Here is an 18,356-nt window from a genome sequence, read left to right on the forward strand (position 1 = left end):
TCAGCAGCTGCCACTGTACATAAGAAGAAGGGTGCTCAAGGAGGGCAGAGTTCTCTACGCAGCGAATACTGAGCTGCTGTATGAGGTGGCGTTTGCCTTCATCCGCGAATTTGCGCATTACGAGCATATCTATCGGGAATACCTTGAAGAGGTGAATCGTGGTGGATAAGGAGCGCGTCTTGAGCAAGGTAGCGGAGCTCGATTCCTACATTGCCGAATTGCGAGAAGTTTCACCAGCCAGCTTCGACGAATATCAGCTCGTCGAGAAGAAACGGAGCTGCGAGAGGTTGCTTCAGCTTTGCATCGAATGCATCATCGATATCTGCAAAATGTTCGTTACGGGGCTGAAGCTCGGATTACCCTCGGACGAGAATGACCTTTTCAGCAAGCTCAATGCGAAGCGAATCGTCTCAAGAGAAATGGCCAAAACTCTCAGAGAAATGAGAGGGCTCAGAAATATCCTCATCCACGAATACGCCGCCGTGGATGACGAGCTGGTTTATTCTTACGTGAAGATCAATCTGAAGGATTTCGAAGAATTCAAGAAACAGGTCCTCGTAGCCATCTCGTCGCCCCGGTCCTGATTAACCCGCTTCCGACATCGCCGGTATACACGATCAATTAACACGGGCGCAGCCTTTCCTCGACCGCAGGGCGTCGGCGAGGAAGACGGAATGCCTAAAGACTGCGTAATTAATTTAGACCACATCCAGACTGTCTCCAAGGACAGCATTGGAGCACTGATAACAAAACTTTCCAAAGAGAAACTGCTTCAGGTGCGCAACGCGCTTCGCTTCGCTCTGGATGTGTGATCAAATAGGATGACGCGCGGATCCTCCACTGCGGGGCGCAGCAGGCCGTGCGTATCGGACAACACTCCGACTAGCCCAACTTCCGCAGTGAGTGTAGAAGTTTTAAAAGAATGAGCAGCCTTTCTCCAAAAAGCCGAATAGTCACGACATCCATTTTCTAAAAACGAATGTAGTGGAGACCAGACTCTTGCCAGAGCCCTTTCTGTAGCGGATACTATGGGCATGTATCTACGCCGCAACAAAAGAACAAAGGGAGGAGAAACCTACGAGTACTGGTCGTTGGTCGAGTCGGTGAGATCAGCGAGAGGACCACGACAGAGGACCGTAGCGACTATCGGCAAGCTACCCGGTCTCGATCAAGAAGAAAGAATCGGTTGGGAAGAAATTCGCCGCATCGCGAGCGGCATGCCGCGAGAACCAAAGCTCTTTGAAGACGAGCAGGAGCCTCCGTCGTGGGCCACCATCGATGTGAACCGTGTCAGGGTAGAACGCCTGCGCCATTTCGGTGATGTCTATCTGGGCCTTCTGCTGTGGAACAAGCTCGGTTTTGCTGACTTCTGCACTAAGCATCTCCCGGAGGGTCGGGAAGAGATCCCTTGGTCGGTGATGGCGTGCATCCTCGTTGTTGCCCGGTTCTGTGCTCCCTCCTCCGAATTACAGATTGCAGAGTCGTGGTATGACAAGACGGCCCTGGATGATCTTCTCGGTGTGACGGGCGACAAGATCAATGACGACAGGCTGTATCGCGCCCTCGATGTTGTTCTTCCCTACAAGGACGAGCTCTGCGCCTATCTCCAGCAACGCTACGGCGAACTCTTCGGCGCCACCTTCGACTTCCTCTTCTATGACATTACGTCTACCTATTTTGAGGGGACTGCTACGGGCAACCTGCAGGCCAGAAGGGGCTATAGCCGGGACAGCCGCCCTGACTGCCCTCAGATCTGCATTGGCATCGTCGCAACGAAAGAAGGATTACCGCTCGCCTTTGAGATCTTCGATGGCAACCGCCCCGATGTGACCACCACCCAGGAGATGCTTGAGATCATGGAGGCAAAGTACGGCAAAGCGCACCGCATCTGGGTGCTCGACCGAGGCATGGTGAGTGAAGACAATCTGGAATGCATGCGTATGAACGGAGCACGCTACGTGGTCGGCACGCCCAGATCACTCCTCAAGAAGTTCGAACAACAACTCCTTGGTGAGCAATGGGAGGAAGTACGGCCCGGCGTCGAGGTGCGTCTTGTACGTTCGCTGGAAGGAACTGATGAAACGTTTGTCCTCTGCCGCTCACAGGGTCGTAAGGAAAAAGAGAACGCTATCCTGAACCGCTTTGCATCTGCTCTTGAATGTAAGCTCAACAAACTGAGAGACCGCGCTGATGCGGGGAAGCTCAGAGATAGGCAGAAGGTAGAGCGGCAGATCGGACGACTCCTCGAGCGACACAGCAGAGCAGCGTCGCTCTTTACCGTGACCGTCAGAGCAAAGAAGGACCGGCTCTCAATTGACATCACCACGCATGAGGAACGCTACGCCTGGGCATTGGAAACGGGAGGAAGCTATATCCTCCGAACCAACTGGACGGAACCTGATCCCAAGACGCTCTGGGACACCTACATCCAGTTAACCGAAGTCGAAGATGCGTTCCGCACCGCAAAACACGATCTCGGGATGCGGCCGATCTTTCATCAAAAACAAGACCGAACCCAGGCCCATATCCTCGTCTGCTTTCTTTCGCTTGCCCTCTGGCGGACATTGCAACAGTGGATGAAAACGTGCGGGCTCGGCACTGCACCCAGAAAACTCTTGGAAGAGATGCGAGAGATCAGATCGCTGGATGTGCTCCTTCCAGCAAAAGAGAGAACCATCAGATTGCGCGTCGCCGCCTCCGCCTCACCAGAGCTCAAACTCCTGTTGCAGAGGATGAGACTCCTGCTCCCAAACAAACCAAGAATTGTTGAAAATGTAGTGGCGAAAATGGGCCGATATTTGTCGTAACACGCCGAAATTACTCGCTTCGAAATTTATAACTGCGGAAGTTGGGCTAGGAGCTGTAATTAATTACCGGGGCTGTGCTTGAAGCGCGATCTGAGGTTTAAGAGCGCCTGTGAGTGTATCTGGGAGACTCTCGACTCGGTTATCTTGAGAAGCTCAGCTATTTCTTTCATATTCATGTCTTCGTAATAGTAGAACGTCAGGACCTGTTGCTGACGGGGAGAAAGCTTTTCAATTTCCCGTCCCAGCAGGCGTTCGATATCTTTCAATTCCGCGCGCTGCTCCGGGTCAGTCTCTTCTTCGGTTGCGTAGCGGGTAATTTCGTCCGGTGGCAACCCGGTTTTCTCGGCCAATTCATCGACGCTTAGAACGCTTAAGTTCCCGAAGTCCTTAAGCATGGCAAGGTAGTCTTCCAGTTTTATGTCCAACTCTTGCGCTATCTCGGCCTCTTCCGGGTAGCGGCCCAGCTTCGATTCCAGGTCACGGATCGTTTCCGTGATCTTCTTCGCCTTCGATCTTGTGTTCTTGGGTATCCAGTCGCGACGCCGGAGCTCGTCTATCATGGCCCCGCGAATTCTCCAGTAGGCGAACGTGTTCAGTTTTATATTTTTTCTCGGATCATAACGGTCAAGCGATTCGAGCAGCCCCATTACTCCAGCGGACACGAGATCATCCGTGAGCATGTCATCATCGAAGCCATAAGAAATCTTATAGGCCAGATGCTTGATGACGGGCATCATCTCTTCGATAGTCTTTTCCCTATCGATAACGAATGTTGTAGGGAAAGCTCTGCTTCTCATGAAAGCTTCATCTTCGCGTGGACCGACTGTACTATGGTATTATCGGCAGACAGATGATCGAGATAAGCTTTTGGGGACGGCGGTCTAGTAGGCGATCTTTTTAAGAAAGAGGCCGTGCGCAGGCAGGGTTTCCCCCGCTCTCTCACGTTCTCCCGACTCCAGAATCTCTTTGATGTCGGGGGGTCTGATTTTTTCTCTGCCAGCGAGGATGAGCGTGCCCGCGATGGTCCTTACCATATAGCGCAGAAACCCTGTGCCTTCCAGGATAATATAGATCATGCCCGCCCGTTTTAGTACCAGTGCTTGTGTTATTTCTCTTACCGTGCTCTTGTACAACTCGTCTTTCTTCTTGAAGGCGCTGAAGTCATGTTCACCAACGACCCATCCCACGCCTTCTTTCATGGCATCGATATCCAGCGCGTGAGGCCAGTGAAGCACATACCGGGAGAGGAAGGGCGAATTTGAGGGCTCATTAAGTATACAGTACACATAGGTCTTGCGTCGGGCCGAGTAACGGGCGTGAAAATCTTCTCTTTCGTCTCGAGAGCGCATTACCCGTATGTCACGCGGGAGAATGCTGTTCAATCCTCTCGAAAGATTTTGCAGGGCTATCTCTTTTTCCGTGAAGAAGTTTATAACCTGGCCCATCGCGTGCACACCGCTGTCGGTGCGGGCGCCAGCGTGCATCTTGATGTCATGATTGAGAATTCTTCGTAGGGCCTCCCCCATCTTCTGCTCCACGGTGACAACCGCGGGCTGCCGTTGCCAGCCGTGATAGTTGGTGCCATCGTAAGCAAGCACGAGAGCTATATTTCTCACTGACTTTTCTTTTTGGCGGGTTGTTTAGTGTCGGCAGGCTTTTTCTTACCGTTCTGCTCTTCCTGTGCCTTCTTTGCAGCCTGAACTTCTTCCTGGATTTTTTTGGATGCCGTCTCCCGTTCTTCCTTGAGCATCACTCTTAGGGCATCGGCTTCTTTCTTCAGGCCAACGATTTCCGCCTTGAGGTAATTATTCTCTTCCCGAAGCAGCCTCAGCTCTTCTTGCAGGCTCTTGTTCTCTTTCTCGTAAGCGTTGCAGCCGGCCAACAGAAAAAAGAGTGTCAGACAGACAATCAGATACTTCATGATCATCTATTCTCACCGATGTACGCAGAATTGTCAACGCCTTGGTAGTTGTGGTAAAATAAGGGCGAAAATTAGGTATCCCACCGTAGACTGTCAGCAGGGAGAAGGACACAAATGAACCGGCTGCCGGGCGGACCTTCCGCTTTGCACCGACTGCTGATTGCTGCTTTTGACATTGCGAAGGAGGCTTGTGCATGACCCCGACAGCGGTCGTTATCCCCATAGAAGATGAAATGCGAAGGTCCTATCTCGATTATGCCATGAGCACCATCATCGGCAGGGCCCTCCCTGATGCGAGAGACGGACTGAAGCCTGTTCACAGGCGCATCCTCTTCGCAATGTACGAGCTCAACAATACCCATGACAAACCGTATAAGAAATCGGCAAGGATCGTGGGCGACGTCATCGGCAAGTACCATCCGCACGGAGACCAGGCAGTCTACGACGCCATCGCCCGAATGGCGCAGGATTTCTCGATGCGTTACCCCTTAATCGACGGGCAGGGGAATTTCGGCTCCATCGACGGCGACCCGCCCGCGGCAATGCGTTACACGGAAGTACGGCTCTCGAAGATCGCAGAGGAAATACTCAAAGACATAGAGAAAGAGACTGTTCTCTTCAGACCCAATTATGACGAGTCGCTGCAGGAACCCATTGTGCTGCCCTCGAGAGTTCCGAGCCTTCTGGTTAATGGCTCATCCGGGATTGCCGTGGGTATGGCTACCAATATACCGCCGCACAACCTGCGAGAGGTGATCGACGGAACTATCGCTTACATAGACGACCCGGATATCACAATAGGCGAGGTCATGCGCCTCATTCCCGGTCCCGATTTCCCCACAGAGGCCATCATCTACGGCCGCGATGGCATAAGGGAAGCATACCAAACCGGCAAGGGGCACATTCTGCTGAGGGCCACAGCGAACATTGAGAAAGGAAAAAAGGACGGACGAGAGTCCATCATCATTACGCAGCTCCCCTACCAGGTAAACAAAGCACGATTGATAGAGAACATCGTCGAGCTCATCAATGAGAAGAAGATCGACGGCGTCTCTACCATACGCGACGAATCGTCGCGGGAGGGCATCCGGATAGTCATAGAGCTGAAGCGCAATGAGTTTGCCGAGCCTATCCTGAACAAGCTCTATAAGCACACGCAGATGCAAACCACCTTCGGCATAATCTTTCTGACGATCGTCAACAACGAGCCGAAGCTCCTCAACCTCAAGGAAATGATCCAGCAGTTCGTCGATTTCAGAAAAGAGGTGGTGACCAAGAGATCCGCCTTCGAACTGAAAAAGGCTGAGGATCGGCTGCACATCCTCGAAGGACAGAAGATTGCCCTGGAACACATCGATGAAGTCGTGGCGATCATAAAGAAATCCAAGAATACGGAAGAAGCCAAAACAGCCCTGATCGCACGCTTCAAGTTCTCAGAAAGGCAGGCGCAGAACATCCTGGATATGCGTCTTGCCCGCCTGACTTCCCTCGAGCGGAACAAGATTCTGGAGGAGCACAAAGCGACCGCGGCCGAGATCAAGCGGCTCAAAGAGATACTCGCGAACGAGCCGCTGCTGATGAAGCTCATTAAAGAAGAATTGACAGAAATAAAGGAGAAGTACGGGGACGAGAGGCTCACGCAGATCGTCGATCAACTCCCGGAGATCACCATCGAGGACATGATCAAAGAAGAGGAGGTCGTGGTTACCCTCACGTACGGGGGCTATATCAAGAGAACCTCCCTTGACCAGTACAAGCAGCAGATGCGGGGCGGCAAGGGCAGGCTCGGCATCATCGTGAAGGAAGAAGATTTTGTGGATCACCTCTACATAGCTTCGACGCACTCCTACATGATTTTCTTTACCAGCAAGGGCAAGGCCTACGTGCGTAAGGTGCATACGATACCGGAGGCGCCCCTCTCGTCAAAAGGAAAGCAGCTGGGCTACGTGGTCAGGACCGACACCGACGAGCGTATCACGGCCGTCACCCACGTGAAAGACTTTCCCGAGGATAAGTATCTGTTTCTCGTGACTAAAAAGGGACACGTCAAAAAAATCAGCCTCGCCGACCTGAGCAATGTGAGGTTCTCCGGCATCAAGGTTATCTATCTGCCGGAAGATGATGACCTCATCGATGTGCTTCCTCTCGAGCCGAAACAGGAGGTATCCCTGGCGACCAGGAAAGGCATGTCCATACATTTCAACGAGACGCAGATACGACCGATGGGAAGAACCGCCTATGGAGTGCGCGGCATCCGCCTACGCAAGGGAGATGAGGTCGCATCGGCTGAAGTTGTTGACGCGTCGTGCTGGCTCTTCACGGTTACGGAAAAGGGTTACGGAAAGCTGGTGGCCTGCTCCAAGTACAAAATTCAGGCAAGGGGCGGCACAGGAATCATCAACGTGAAATGCGGCCCGAAGAACGGCGATGTGGTCCGTGTGAAACGTGTGGGGCCAAAAGACGAGATCATCCTGGTCACCGATTCCGGCAGAACGATCAGGTTCAATCTTGAGACTGTCACTGAACATAACCGCGGCGGTCTCGGCGTCAAAGTGATGGACCTTGCCGGAGACGAGAAGATCAGGGGCGTGGGCTCGATAGGTGAGGAGTAATGTGGTCGCAGTCATTGGTAGCGGCGCCTGGGGAACCGCGTGTGCTATCCACCTCGCCCGCAAGGGCGCGCATCCTGTTCTGTGGGCGTACGAGTCCGAACTCTGCGAAATAATCAACCGCACAAGAGAGAACACGTATTTTCTCCAGGGGATCTCTGTTCCTGAGGACGTTACGTGCACGCACCTGCTGCGAGAGGCTGCAGAATCTTCCGACAGCATCCTCCTCGCGACACCATCCTTTGCGCTGCGATCCGTGGTTCAGCAGTCTGCACCGTATCTTACCGGCAAGAAGATACTGATCCTCACAAAGGGGTTGGAAACGGACACCTTCTCCAGGGTGAGCGAAGTGGTTACGAAGGTACTCGGACCGGAAACCGCTGTCGCGGTTCTTTCCGGGCCTTCGTTTGCACGGGAAGTGGCCAAGGGAGCTCACACGGCAGTCGTCATTGCTTCACGGAACAAACAGGTTGCAGTCTATTTTCAAGAGATGCTCCATGATGCGAGGCTTCGCGTCTATACGAGTGAGGACGTTGTCGGCGTGGAACTGGGAGGGGCTCTCAAGAACGTTATGGCGATTGGCGCAGGCATGATTGAAGGGTTGAAGCTCGGGAGCAATACCCAGGCAGCTTACATCACGCGGGCGCTCGCCGAGATACGTCGGCTGGGCAAAGCTCTCGGTGCCAGGGACGCTACGTTCATGGGTCTCTCTGGTATCGGCGACCTGGTTCTCACCTGCACCGGCCCTTTGAGCCGGAACCGCCAGTTCGGCATTGACCTGGCAGCCGGGAGAAAGGCGTCGGAAATAGTGGCAGGCCAGAAGAGTGTTGTCGAAGGCTACTACACGATCGACGCAACCTACAGGCTCTCAAAGGCTCGCAGCGTAGAGATGCCCATCACTGAAGAACTATATCGCATCGTTTACCTGAATAAAGACATACGCGCATCTCTGGAAGACATAACCGGGCGAGTCTACAAGGAAGAAGAAGCTTGATGAGTGGTGGCGTGTTTTCATGAGCAGCATCATTATCGCCTGCAACACTATTGCCGACGAGTTGAACCTCGCCATAAAAGCTACGGGTGCGACCCATCCGGTTCTCTGGATCGATTCGAAACTCCACACCAAGCCGGAGAAGTTGAGGGAACAGATCCAGTCGGCTATTTCGAGAATAAGCAACGTGTCGACGATCATCCTCGCCTTTGGTTACTGCGGCAATGCCCTCGTCGGCATCAAGTCGGAGCACGCACGACTTGTCTTTCCCAAAGTCGAGGACTGTATATCAGTGCTCCTCGGCTCGGCGGAGAGGAGAAGAACGCTCTCCAAGGAGACGTGTAGTTATTACCTCACGAGGGGCTGGCTGGAATCTGAGAACAATCTCGCCGAAGAATACACCTATTGCGTTAAAAAATTTGGCCTGCAGCGCGCGCTTAAAGTGATGCACGCCATGCTCAAGAGCTACCGCCACCTGACATTGATCGACACGGGCGCTTACGACCTTGAGCGGCTTCGACCCAGAACAGAAGAGCTGGCAACAACGCTCGGCCTTTGCCACAAAGTGGTCGAGGGCTCTCAAAGACTTTTCCAGAAGCTGCTCACTGGACCTTATGACAATGAGTTCGTCCAGATGGAACCTGGCCAGGAAATTACCCTTGACAGCCTCCTGGAGTCATACCGTCAAGCTCAGGCCAGCCAGATATGAAAGCAATTCTTTTTTCAGTGCGGTTCGCTGCGCTTAAGCATACGCTGCCCAAACACGCAGGGATTAGAATCCATACCGTGAGGTGTTTCATGCGAACGAATCTATATTTGACAGCGCTACTCGGATGCATGCTCTTGGCTGTGCTCGTAACGCCGGCAGGGAGTCAAAGCGCTTACCCGGCAAAACAAATCGACGTTCTTATCGGATATGGGCCGGGCGGGATTGTCGATGTGTCCGAACGTTTCCTTGCGGGCAAAGCCGAGAAGATCCTAGGCCAGCCCATGGTGATCACCAATAACGGTGGTGGCGGCAGTTCCGTGGCTGTGGCCATCGTAGCCACGAAGCAGCCGGATGGCTATTTTATCGCGGGGTGCGCCAGCACGGGTCTCGTGAGAATTCCGCAATTCAGAACGGTGCCGTACAAATGGGACGACCTCACGCCGATCATGCACTTCGCAACACCCATCCTCACATCGCTCGTGGTCCGGGCTGATTCGCCCTTTAAGGCGGTGAAGGACCTGGTCGAGTACGCCAGAAAGAATCCCGGGAAAGTGACGTACAGCACCACCGGAGTGGGATCACCCATGCACATGGCAATGGAGTACATCGCCAAACAGGAAGGGATAAAATGGACGCACGTGCCCTATCCAGGCACTATGCCCGCCTTCATGGCACTGCTCGGAAATCATGTCACCGCGCAGGCAGGAGCTGCTGAATGCGTCCCCTACATAAAGGAAGGCAAGGTCAGGCTGCTCGCCACGATCAGTGAGAAACGCGTCAAGACCTTTCCGGATGTGCCGACCCTGCGAGAGCTCGGGTACGATACGTTTAATGAAACAGTCTTCATGTTTGCCGCTCCCAAGGGAACGCCCCAGGCAATCATAGACAAGCTGGACAACGCCTTTCACAAAAGCATGGCCGATCCCGAGTTTAACGGATTGCTCGCAAAACTGGAAATGGAGCCTTCCTACAGGAACTCGGCCGACACGAAAAAGTACCTTGAAGATGCCCACAGCCGTATCGGAAAGTTGATTCGCGAGCTGAAGATACCAAGAGAGGAAGAGAAGAAATGAAACGTTTTCTCACCGTAGTAATCGTATGCCTTATTCCTGTTACCCTCGCAGGTTCGCTCTGGGGCCAGGCGCCCTATCCTGCTAAACCCATCGAGCTCCTGATCGGCTGGGCGCCGGGCGCCACAGGGGACTTAACACACAGAATGCTCGCGAGCAAAGCCGAGAAGATACTGGGCCAACCTGTTGTTCCCTTGAATAACGGCGGCGGCAGCGGCGCGGTGGCTGTGACGCTGGGGGCCAGGAAGCCGGCCGACGGCTATTACCTCATGGGCACTTCAAGCACGGCATTGGTCAGGGTTCCGCTGTTCAAGACCGTGCCCTACAAGTGGGATGATGTTACACCCATCATGCACTTTGCTGCGCCGGTACTCACCTCGCTAGTCGTAAAATCGGATTCCCCCTGGAAGTCTCTCAAAGAGCTTATTGAGTACGCCAAGAAGAACCCGGGGAAGGTCACCTACGCCACGTTAGGCGTCGGGTCGCCGATGCACATGGCCATGGAGTATGTCGCCAGGCAGGAGGGTGGAATTAAATGGACCCATGTTCCTTATCAGGGGACCATGCCTGCTTTTATGGCATTGCTCGGAGGCCACGTATCGGCACAGCTTGGCTCAGGCGAATGCATCCCCTACGTGAAGGACGGTACGCTGAGACTGCTGGCAAACGTGGGTGAGCGGCGGGCCAAGAGTTTTCCGGATGTACCGACTCTCAAAGAACTGGGATACGATTACTTCAATGAAACGGTCTTTGTGATCGCCGCTCCGAAAGGAACGCCTCAGCCCATTATCGACAAGCTTGATAAGACGTTCCATCAGACAATGGCTGACCCGGAATTCGTCAGTCTCGTAACAAAACTCGAATTTGAGCCCGTGTACAGGAACTCAGCCGACACCACTAAATACCTGAGAGAAGCGAACGTACGTATCGGCCGTTTGGTTCAGGAGCTTAAAATACCCAGAGAAGCAGAAAAATAATACCGATCAGCCATAAAGTGGAGACCGAGGCGCTCCCAAACTTTTCTTCCCGGGTCGCCCAACGAAGGTATGCGCTTTAGGGGTAATCGGTATTACTTGCCCACGTAGAGGCCGATTTCTTTGAGTATAGGTACGCCGACTTCTTCTGCGTTGCGTATGGTCTGTCTCACGAACTCGGGTCCGCCGAACTGAGGATCTTCCCCGCCTATCTCAGGAAGCCGTTTGAACCTGGGATCGTCATAGATCTTTTTTGAGGCAGCGGTAAGATAGCTCTTTATGCTGCCAGGCGTATCCTTACGGACATAGATTGCGACGTACGTCATCAGTTTCGCTGCGTCAGGAAAACCAAGCTCAACGATGCACGGCACGTTCGGCTGATCTGCGTACCTCTTCTCGCTGTAAAAGGCCAGCGGCCGTACCTTTCCCGCCTTGACCTGATCACTCACCGTACCATAAGGAAGACTTGCGGCCTGGATATGTCCTCCGAGCAAGGCCGATAAGGCTTCGGGACTGCCTTTGTAGGGTACATCCGTTGCTTGAACGCCCGCCTTCTTGAATATGTCAACCGCGATTATGTGGGGCGGGGTCCCCCTGCCGGAATGCGCCCAGTTCAGCTGTCCCTGATTCTTCTTTCCGTAGCTGAGAAGATCATTGAGGCTCTTCCATGGAGAGTCAGCCCGCACCATCATGGCAAGCCTCCATGCCATGAAATTGGCTATGGGCTCCAGTTCATTCGGATCGAAGGGTATCTTTTGTGTCTTGGTAGTGATGGCAAAAAACCCCTGGCCGAGAGTTACCAGTTTGTAGCCATCCGGCTTGGCGCTGATTACCTCGGCCGCAGCCAGACTTCCGCCCGCTCCAGGTTTATTTATCACGGCAATCGGCTGGCCGATGTACGTCGGCGCTATGTCTGCAATCAGTCTGGCCATGATATCTATGGAAGCCCCTGCCGTGTAAGGACAGAGAAGCTCAATCGGCTTCACCGGGTAATCTGCCGCGCCCGTGATTGCTGCAGAAAAAATCAGGACCAGAGAGAGGAATGCTGTTTGTGCTAGGACTCGTTTCTTCGTGCTGAACCTTCGTCTCACGCTCCACCTCAATTGTAAAAGTTAGCCCAACAGTATCAGCGGCAACCAGCTCATGTCAAGTCAATAAATTCTCCTTGACACTGGCGGCATGGTGGTGCAAAGCTTATCGCACAGATCCGCCTTCCTGCTCTGCGTAGAGAGCCGAGCTGAAGATCGACCTATCCAGTGATGACATACTGGGAAATAGAGGAGGATACGCTATGAAGATCGATATCTACACGCACGTGATGCCCGAGCGGTACAAAACGCTCCTTTACAAGCATTCAGACAAGTTCGCCACTGAAAAAGCCGTTCAGGACAGGAGGCCTGCCTTAACCGACCATGAGATGAGGCTGCGTATCCTGGAGGAGTTTCCTGACGTCGTTGAGGTGCTCTCCGCCACCATGCCTCCTGTCGAGGAGATCGTTGGCCCCAAGGAAGCCGTGGAAATGGCAAAGATCTGCAACGACGAAATGGCAGAACTGGTCGCGCATAATCCCAAAAAATACATCACCGCCATAGCAAATCTTCCCCTGAATGACATGGACGCTACCCTGAAAGAGGCCGAAAGGGCAATCAAGACACTCGGCTTCAAAGGCGTACAGGTGCACACGCGCGTCCTGGGTAAGCCGTTGAGCACGGACGAAATGATGCCCCTCTATGAGCTTATGTCAGGGTACGATCTGCCCATATGGATCCACCCGATGCGCAGCTCCAGTCAACCCGATTTCGCTGCCGAGACGGTTTCCTACAATCAGATTTTTTCAATATTCGGCTGGCCTTTTGACACAACCGCTGCGATGGTACGGCTCGTGTTCGCCGGCATCTTAGAAAAATTCCCCAATATCAAGTTCATCACCCATCATTGCGGTGCACTCGTTCCCTATTTCAGAGAAAGGATCATCGTGCATTACAATAACGGGCTGGAACGCCTGGGTGCAAAGCATTATCCCGGCCTCACAAAACACCCGATCGAGTATCTGCGGATGTTTTATAACGACACGGCTTTGAACGGAAACCCTTCCGCGCTCAATCTGGCGCTGGAATTTTTCGGAGAAGACCATATACTCTTCGGTACGGATCTGCCATACGATATCCAGAACGGACGCCTTTCGGTCAAGCAGACTATCGATGCCATCGAGAAGATGAGCGCCTCCGATGCGTCCAAGCAGAAGATATTCGAAGGTAATGCACGGAGGCTTCTAAAACTGTGACTCGACGGCATAATGCTACGCTGATGCGGAAACAATTCTCCGGCTGGCTCTTTCTTCTCCTGGTCCTTTGCCTCGTTGGGAGCATTCTTGATGTAGATAGGGGCTTGGCCCAGGAAGGAAAAAGTTTTCTGTGGAAGGTGCAGTCCAAGACATCGACTCTCTATCTTCTTGGCTCAATCCATTTTCTCAAGCAGGAGAACTATCCCCTGAACCCCGTGATCGAAAAAGCATTTGCACAGTCGAGCTATCTGGTGGTCGAGGCTGACGTCAGTGATCCGGGCAAACTCAAGATTGAAACACTGTTGCCGAAGGCACTATACCCTGACAACGACACGCTGCAGAATCACGTGTCAGCCCAGACCTACGAATTGGTCCAGAAAGAGACCGGCAAGCTCGGGCTACCTCTTGAGCTCGTGGCCAGACAGAAGCCCTGGTTTCTTGCTCTCACGTTGGAAGCGCTCGAACTCGCCCGACTGGGATTTGACCCGGCGCATGGGATCGACTCCTACTTTCTTTCTAAGGCTCAAGGTTCAAAAAAAATACTCGAACTGGAAAGTATAGACCAACAGATCAGCCTTCTGTCGGGCCTTCCTGATAAAGATCAGGAACTCTTCCTGGTTTATACGCTCAAAGATCTCAACGTCCTGGACGAAGAAACCGCCTGCCTCGTGAAAGCCTGGTCAACCGGTAACGCAAACCAACTTGAAGCCATCATGACGAAGGCAATAAAGGAAGACCGCAGACTGGAGCCGATCTTCAAGAGACTCCTGGAAGACCGGAACAAAGGCATGGTTTCGACCATCGAGGGCTACCTGAAGACAAAGGAATCCTACCTTGTCGTGGTGGGAGCAGGCCACCTGGTAGGTGATAGAGGTATTGTCAGGCTGCTCAAAGAGAAGGGTTATACTGTCGAGCAGTTCTGAAATTATTCTTAGGAGAGTCGAACAGAGTCCTTATGCGGTGATGTTGACGCGAAGCCCCTTATCGAGGGTCGAATAACGGACTTTTCCGGCTTGGTCATAGGTCGCGACGCCAGGCGACGCATGGAGAACCTTCGGCTCACCCGCTTCGCCATAGATAGTTGATCGTAGAGGCTTTGCACCGCCTCTTTCCGCCCAGCTTCCGTCCTGCGGAACGAGTTCGATCACCTGTTCGGGAGTCGGCGTCTGAAGGTGTCCAGCTGTTTGACCGAAGAATTCATCGCGGCCTCTTGAGCGATCCCCAGCCTCTGCGACCCCGTAACCATGAAATACGTTTAGCACTATGACATTCACGTTCATAACTACAAAGAACTATACTCCCACTTTTTGAACTTGTCAACCAAGGTATCTAATCGGGAAAAAAAGGCGCCTCGACCCAAGAGTAATCCGGCCCTTGCAGGACAAGGCTTTGCGCAATCTTATTCCCATGCTACACGTGTGCGCATAGACCCTAAAGAGCTAAGCCTTAGGAATTAGCATCACTCCACCGCTTTTCCTATTAGAGAGGGAACATCATGTTGGCTTGGATTCAATCTCGAGACCTGGACGCAGTATCGTAAGTCTACGTCGGCGTGCCGGCTTGGATTCAAGATGCAGACCGAGGCGAACCGAGGCCTTGGATACTGAAGCGTACTGCAGTACGCTGAGCAATAACAGGGCCGAAGGGCAACGAAGGTATGCGCTTGAAGCCAAACCGGCACCGCGTCAGCCGCCGAGGTAGGCGGATACTACATGTTCATTCTCCAGCAACTCCTCTGCCCTGCCCTCCATTGTTACCTTCCCTGTTTCCATCACGTAGCCACGGGTAGCTATTTTCAGCGCTGCCCGTGCGTTCTGCTCGATCAACAGAAGCGTAATGCCCAGTGAATTAAGCTCACGCAAAATCCTGAAAATCTCCTCAACGACAATGGGCGCGAGTCCAAGCGAAGGTTCGTCGAGCATCATCAGTTTCGGGCGGGCCATAAGGCCTCGCCCGATGGCAAGCATCTGCTGCTCGCCCCCGCTCAAGGTTCCTGCCATCTGGCTATGGCGTTGTTTGAGGATAGGGAAGAGCGAGTAGACGCGCTCCAGATCCTCGGCGATTAAGCTTTTCGAACTTTTTCTATAGTGGTGATAGGTTCCCATGCGCAGGTTATCAAACGTGGAGAGAGACTTGAAAACATCACGTCCTTCCGGTACCTGGCAGATACCGACGCGAACTATAGAGCTGGGGCTGTGCCGCGTGATGTTTTTCTGATCGAAGACTATTTTTCCCTGCCGTGAAGGCAGGATTCCGGAAATGCTCATGAGGAGAGTCGATTTACCCGCACCGTTTGCCCCCAATACGCTCACGATCTCCCCGTCTCTTACTTCTAAGGAAACCTCCTTGAGCGCCTGGATTCCGCCATAATAGACACTCAGTTTTTCTACAGACAGCATACTTACTTCCCCAGATACGCGGTAATAACTTCAGAATTATTCCTTATCTCCGTAGGGGTGCCCTCTGCGATCAGGCTGCCATAGTTGATGACCACCACCTGATCGGAGACATGCATGACAAGACGCATATCATGCTCCACAAGGAGGACTGTGATTCCTCTCTTTTTGATGCGGAGAAGATTCTTTGCCAATTCATCCGTCTCCTTTTCATTCAGCCCCGCAGCCGGCTCATCAAAAAGGACGATCTCCGGATCAGAAGCTAAAGCTCTTGCGATTTCCATGACCCGCTGTTCGCCCATGGGAAGGCTCGTTGCAGGCGCCTCGGCACGGGCATCTAAGCCGACGAATTCCAGCTCCTCCATCGCCTTGTGCCGTGCCCTTTTCTCATCAGCGAAGCACCGGGGAAGTCTGAGCGCCGCCGAAAAGAGCCCGCTCCTGGTACGCATGTCGCAGCCGACCATCACGTTCTCAAGCACGCTCATCTCGGCAAAAGGCCGCACAATCTGGAAGGTGCGCGACAGGCCTTTCCACGCGCGCACGTGCGGGGGACATGAGGTAAGCTCTTCTCCCTTGAAAGTGATCGAACCCCTGCTAGGAGCAAGAAGGCCAGAAATCATGTTAAACGTAGTTGTTTTCCCTGCGCCATTCGGGCCTATCAGCGCCTTGATGCTGCCTTTCTCTACGGCAAAACTCAGGTCGTTCACCGCTGTGAGACGCTGGAAGAATCTGCTCAATTCCTTGATCTCGAGAATCAATGCTCTCCCCTTGAGCGAAGACGCAGAATGACCCCACGCACCACACCTATGAGCCCCTGTGGCATATAGAGCAGCAGAGCAATCAGAATCGCACCCGTCACTACCATCTGATAATCAAGGAAGGACTCAAGGACTTCCGGGATGCTTTTCATGATTGTGGTGCCGATGAGTACGCCAAAGACAGTCCTGATGCCTCCGAGTACCGCCATGATGATCATTTCTACCGACCGCGAAAGATCAGCCATCTGTGGCGATATGAATCTATTCGAGTGGGCATAGAGACCTCCCGCGAGAGAAGCGTACATCGCGGAAAGCACGAAAGCCTGGATCTTGCATCGTGCGATATCTACACCCATGGCTGATGCAGCCACATCATCGCCGCGCAGCGCCAGCATGGCCCGCCCTGCTTTGGATCGAACTATGTTACGCGTCAGCAAGAGGATCAGCATGGCTACTGTCCAGATCGGATAATAGTACTGCTCATCAGTCTTGAACGTGTAGCCCCCGACTTTCAGGGCAACGATGTCCCTGAACCCATCCGGACCTCCCGTGTACTGGGCCAGTGTGACGAGACACGACTGAATGATGAGTCCGAAACCGAGCGTCGCGATGGCCAGGTAGTACCCCTTCAGCCTCAGCACGGGCGCACCTACGCCGTAGGCAACCAACCCGGTAAAAATCATGCCAACAATAAGGGCCAGCAACGGGTCAACGCGATAGGTCGTGGTAAGGATCGCAGATGCGTATGCGCCCAGCGCAAAAAAAGCGGCCTGGCACAACGAAAGCTGTCCCGCGAAACCAACCACCAGATCCACTCCCGCGGCCGCAATCACGTAGGTCCCAATGATCACCAGCACGTGAATCCAGTAAGAGCCCGCGAGCAATAGTGGAAGAAGGTAGATGAAGAGCGCAAACAGTAGGTACGGCACAATCCTGATCATCATTTGTCATCCGAATGTTTCATGAGGCCGGTTGGCTTTAGCACAAGAATGCAGAGAAGCACCAGAAAAGCAAGAATGTCCTTGAAGATGGAAGAAACATACCCCGTCGAAAGGCTTTCAAGCAGCCCCAGCACAAGACCGCCAACTACCGCTCCGGGATAGCTTCCCACCCCGCCCAGCACTGCACTCGCAAAACCCTTCAGGCCCATCATGGTGCCCTCATCGTACACCATGAAAGAGACAGGCGCGATTAACATCCCCCCCAACGCGCCCAGCGCACCTCCAAGAAAATAAGAGATCATCACAAACGTTTTTACATTGACTCCCATCAGGCTCGCCGCACGAGGATTCTCCGCACAGGCACGCATCGCCTTTCCTATAAGGGTCCGCTCGAAAAAGAACCAGAGCACAACAGAGATAACAACCAACGCTCCGATCACCCAGAGCATCTGCGGCGAGAAGCTGGCTCCGAGAAACGAGATACTTTTTATCTTTGTGAAGGTCGGCGCAGTATAAGGGTCCTTGCCCCAAATCAGGAGTGCCACTCCTTTCAGGAAGGTTGAGCCTCCGAGCGTGAGGAGAATCAGAAGCATGATCGATGGCTTCTTCAGCGGACGGATAGCGAACCGGTCGAAAAGAATGCCGACACCCCCCACGATGAGCGTGGAGAAAATAAGCGCGAGCGGAAGAGGGAGCTTGAAAACAGTGTGGAGTGATATCATCGTCATTGCTCCAAGCATCAGGAATTCTCCCTGCGCAAGATTGACGACGAGCGTCACATTGTAGATGATATCAAAACCGAGCGCCACCAGCGCATAAATAGAACCGCTGGTAAGGCCTGCAAAAATAAACTGTACGGCTTGAGACAGATAGGTGTTTTCCACTATAGAGACGCC

Annotated in this window: 19 protein-coding genes; 10 read left to right on the forward strand and 9 right to left on the reverse strand. The window is 53.2% G+C overall.

The window, feature by feature from the left end; genetic code table 11:
- The first annotated feature begins 158 nt into the window (after positions 1 to 158).
- The 3 genes from VMT71_13490 to VMT71_13500 all read left to right on the forward strand — a co-directional run bounded on the left by VMT71_13490 (position 159) and on the right by VMT71_13500 (position 2,807).
- Entirely contained in the window at positions 159 to 584 is a 426-nt protein-coding gene (locus tag VMT71_13490) for a DUF86 domain-containing protein (protein ID HVN24980.1), read from the forward strand.
- Between the two features lie 90 nt (positions 585 to 674).
- A complete protein-coding gene (locus VMT71_13495; GenBank protein ID HVN24981.1) occupies positions 675 to 812 on the forward strand; it encodes a type II toxin-antitoxin system PemK/MazF family toxin in 138 nt (45 codons plus the stop codon).
- A gap of 216 nt (positions 813 to 1,028) precedes the next feature.
- Positions 1,029 to 2,807 (forward strand): IS1634 family transposase, encoded by a 1,779-nt coding sequence (locus VMT71_13500; GenBank protein HVN24982.1) that lies wholly within the window; start codon positions 1,029 to 1,031, stop codon positions 2,805 to 2,807.
- A 59-nt stretch (positions 2,808 to 2,866) separates the two neighbouring features.
- On the opposite strand, the gene VMT71_13505 is transcribed toward VMT71_13500, so the two are convergent.
- The 3 genes from VMT71_13505 to VMT71_13515 all read right to left on the reverse strand — a co-directional run bounded on the left by VMT71_13505 (position 2,867) and on the right by VMT71_13515 (position 4,734).
- Positions 2,867 to 3,604, reverse strand: coding sequence for a FliA/WhiG family RNA polymerase sigma factor (locus tag VMT71_13505; protein ID HVN24983.1), 738 nt, complete (start codon positions 3,602 to 3,604; stop codon positions 2,867 to 2,869).
- Between the two features lie 84 nt (positions 3,605 to 3,688).
- Positions 3,689 to 4,423 carry a tRNA pseudouridine(38-40) synthase TruA gene (gene truA / locus VMT71_13510; GenBank protein ID HVN24984.1) on the reverse strand — a complete coding sequence of 245 codons (735 nt, stop codon included), beginning with the start codon at positions 4,421 to 4,423 and terminating at the stop codon, positions 3,689 to 3,691.
- Positions 4,420 to 4,734 (reverse strand): hypothetical protein, encoded by a 315-nt coding sequence (locus tag VMT71_13515; GenBank protein ID HVN24985.1) that lies wholly within the window; start codon positions 4,732 to 4,734, stop codon positions 4,420 to 4,422. Before VMT71_13515 ends, truA begins: the two co-directional genes overlap by 4 nt.
- Before the next feature lie 188 nt (positions 4,735 to 4,922).
- On the opposite strand from VMT71_13515, the gene gyrA reads away from it, so the two are divergent.
- The 5 genes from gyrA to VMT71_13540 all read left to right on the forward strand — a co-directional run bounded on the left by gyrA (position 4,923) and on the right by VMT71_13540 (position 11,084).
- The gene (gene gyrA / locus VMT71_13520) at positions 4,923 to 7,340 is read left to right on the forward strand and encodes a DNA gyrase subunit A (GenBank protein ID HVN24986.1); all 2,418 of its coding nucleotides are present in this window, start codon (positions 4,923 to 4,925) and stop codon (positions 7,338 to 7,340) included.
- A gap of 1 nt (position 7,341) precedes the next feature.
- Complete coding sequence (locus VMT71_13525; GenBank protein HVN24987.1) at positions 7,342 to 8,331, forward strand: NAD(P)H-dependent glycerol-3-phosphate dehydrogenase; 990 nt, start codon at positions 7,342 to 7,344, stop codon at positions 8,329 to 8,331.
- 19 nt (positions 8,332 to 8,350) lie between these two features.
- Positions 8,351 to 9,037 (forward strand): DUF1638 domain-containing protein, encoded by a 687-nt coding sequence (locus VMT71_13530; GenBank protein ID HVN24988.1) that lies wholly within the window; start codon positions 8,351 to 8,353, stop codon positions 9,035 to 9,037.
- 89 nt (positions 9,038 to 9,126) lie between these two features.
- Positions 9,127 to 10,110 (forward strand): tripartite tricarboxylate transporter substrate binding protein, encoded by a 984-nt coding sequence (locus VMT71_13535; protein HVN24989.1) that lies wholly within the window; start codon positions 9,127 to 9,129, stop codon positions 10,108 to 10,110.
- Positions 10,107 to 11,084: a tripartite tricarboxylate transporter substrate binding protein gene (locus tag VMT71_13540; GenBank protein HVN24990.1), complete on the forward strand. Its 978-nt coding sequence runs from the start codon at positions 10,107 to 10,109 to the stop codon at positions 11,082 to 11,084. The genes VMT71_13535 and VMT71_13540 overlap by 4 nt, the downstream gene beginning before the upstream one ends.
- A 92-nt stretch (positions 11,085 to 11,176) precedes the next feature.
- Here the strand turns inward: VMT71_13540 and VMT71_13545 are convergent, their stop codons facing one another.
- Positions 11,177 to 12,172 carry a tripartite tricarboxylate transporter substrate binding protein gene (locus VMT71_13545; protein HVN24991.1) on the reverse strand — a complete coding sequence of 332 codons (996 nt, stop codon included), beginning with the start codon at positions 12,170 to 12,172 and terminating at the stop codon, positions 11,177 to 11,179.
- A gap of 200 nt (positions 12,173 to 12,372) precedes the next feature.
- Between VMT71_13545 and VMT71_13550 the strand changes: the two genes are divergently transcribed.
- Both VMT71_13550 and VMT71_13555 read left to right on the forward strand, forming a co-directional pair.
- Positions 12,373 to 13,365: an amidohydrolase family protein gene (locus tag VMT71_13550; protein HVN24992.1), complete on the forward strand. Its 993-nt coding sequence runs from the start codon at positions 12,373 to 12,375 to the stop codon at positions 13,363 to 13,365.
- Positions 13,362 to 14,288, forward strand: coding sequence for a TraB/GumN family protein (locus VMT71_13555; protein ID HVN24993.1), 927 nt, complete (start codon positions 13,362 to 13,364; stop codon positions 14,286 to 14,288). Before VMT71_13550 ends, VMT71_13555 begins: the two co-directional genes overlap by 4 nt.
- 30 nt (positions 14,289 to 14,318) lie before the next feature.
- On the opposite strand, the gene VMT71_13560 is transcribed toward VMT71_13555, so the two are convergent.
- The 5 genes from VMT71_13560 to VMT71_13580 form a co-directional block, all read right to left on the reverse strand.
- Positions 14,319 to 14,627, reverse strand: a complete 309-nt coding sequence (locus VMT71_13560) for a hypothetical protein (protein ID HVN24994.1) — start codon at positions 14,625 to 14,627, stop codon at positions 14,319 to 14,321.
- A gap of 423 nt (positions 14,628 to 15,050) precedes the next feature.
- Complete coding sequence (locus VMT71_13565; protein ID HVN24995.1) at positions 15,051 to 15,764, reverse strand: ABC transporter ATP-binding protein; 714 nt, start codon at positions 15,762 to 15,764, stop codon at positions 15,051 to 15,053.
- Positions 15,765 to 15,766: 2 nt separating this feature from the next.
- Positions 15,767 to 16,519, reverse strand: coding sequence for an ABC transporter ATP-binding protein (locus VMT71_13570; GenBank protein HVN24996.1), 753 nt, complete (start codon positions 16,517 to 16,519; stop codon positions 15,767 to 15,769).
- On the reverse strand, positions 16,516 to 17,463 hold the full coding sequence (locus VMT71_13575; GenBank protein ID HVN24997.1) for a branched-chain amino acid ABC transporter permease: 948 nt from the start codon (positions 17,461 to 17,463) through the stop codon (positions 16,516 to 16,518). The genes VMT71_13570 and VMT71_13575 overlap by 4 nt, the downstream gene beginning before the upstream one ends.
- Positions 17,460 to 18,344, reverse strand: coding sequence for a branched-chain amino acid ABC transporter permease (locus VMT71_13580; protein HVN24998.1), 885 nt, complete (start codon positions 18,342 to 18,344; stop codon positions 17,460 to 17,462). The genes VMT71_13575 and VMT71_13580 overlap by 4 nt, the downstream gene beginning before the upstream one ends.
- Between the last annotated feature and the right edge of the window lie 12 nt (positions 18,345 to 18,356).

It is taken from the genome of Syntrophorhabdales bacterium (genome assembly GCA_035541455.1).
Classification (GTDB): domain Bacteria; phylum Desulfobacterota; class Syntrophorhabdia; order Syntrophorhabdales; family WCHB1-27; genus JADGQN01.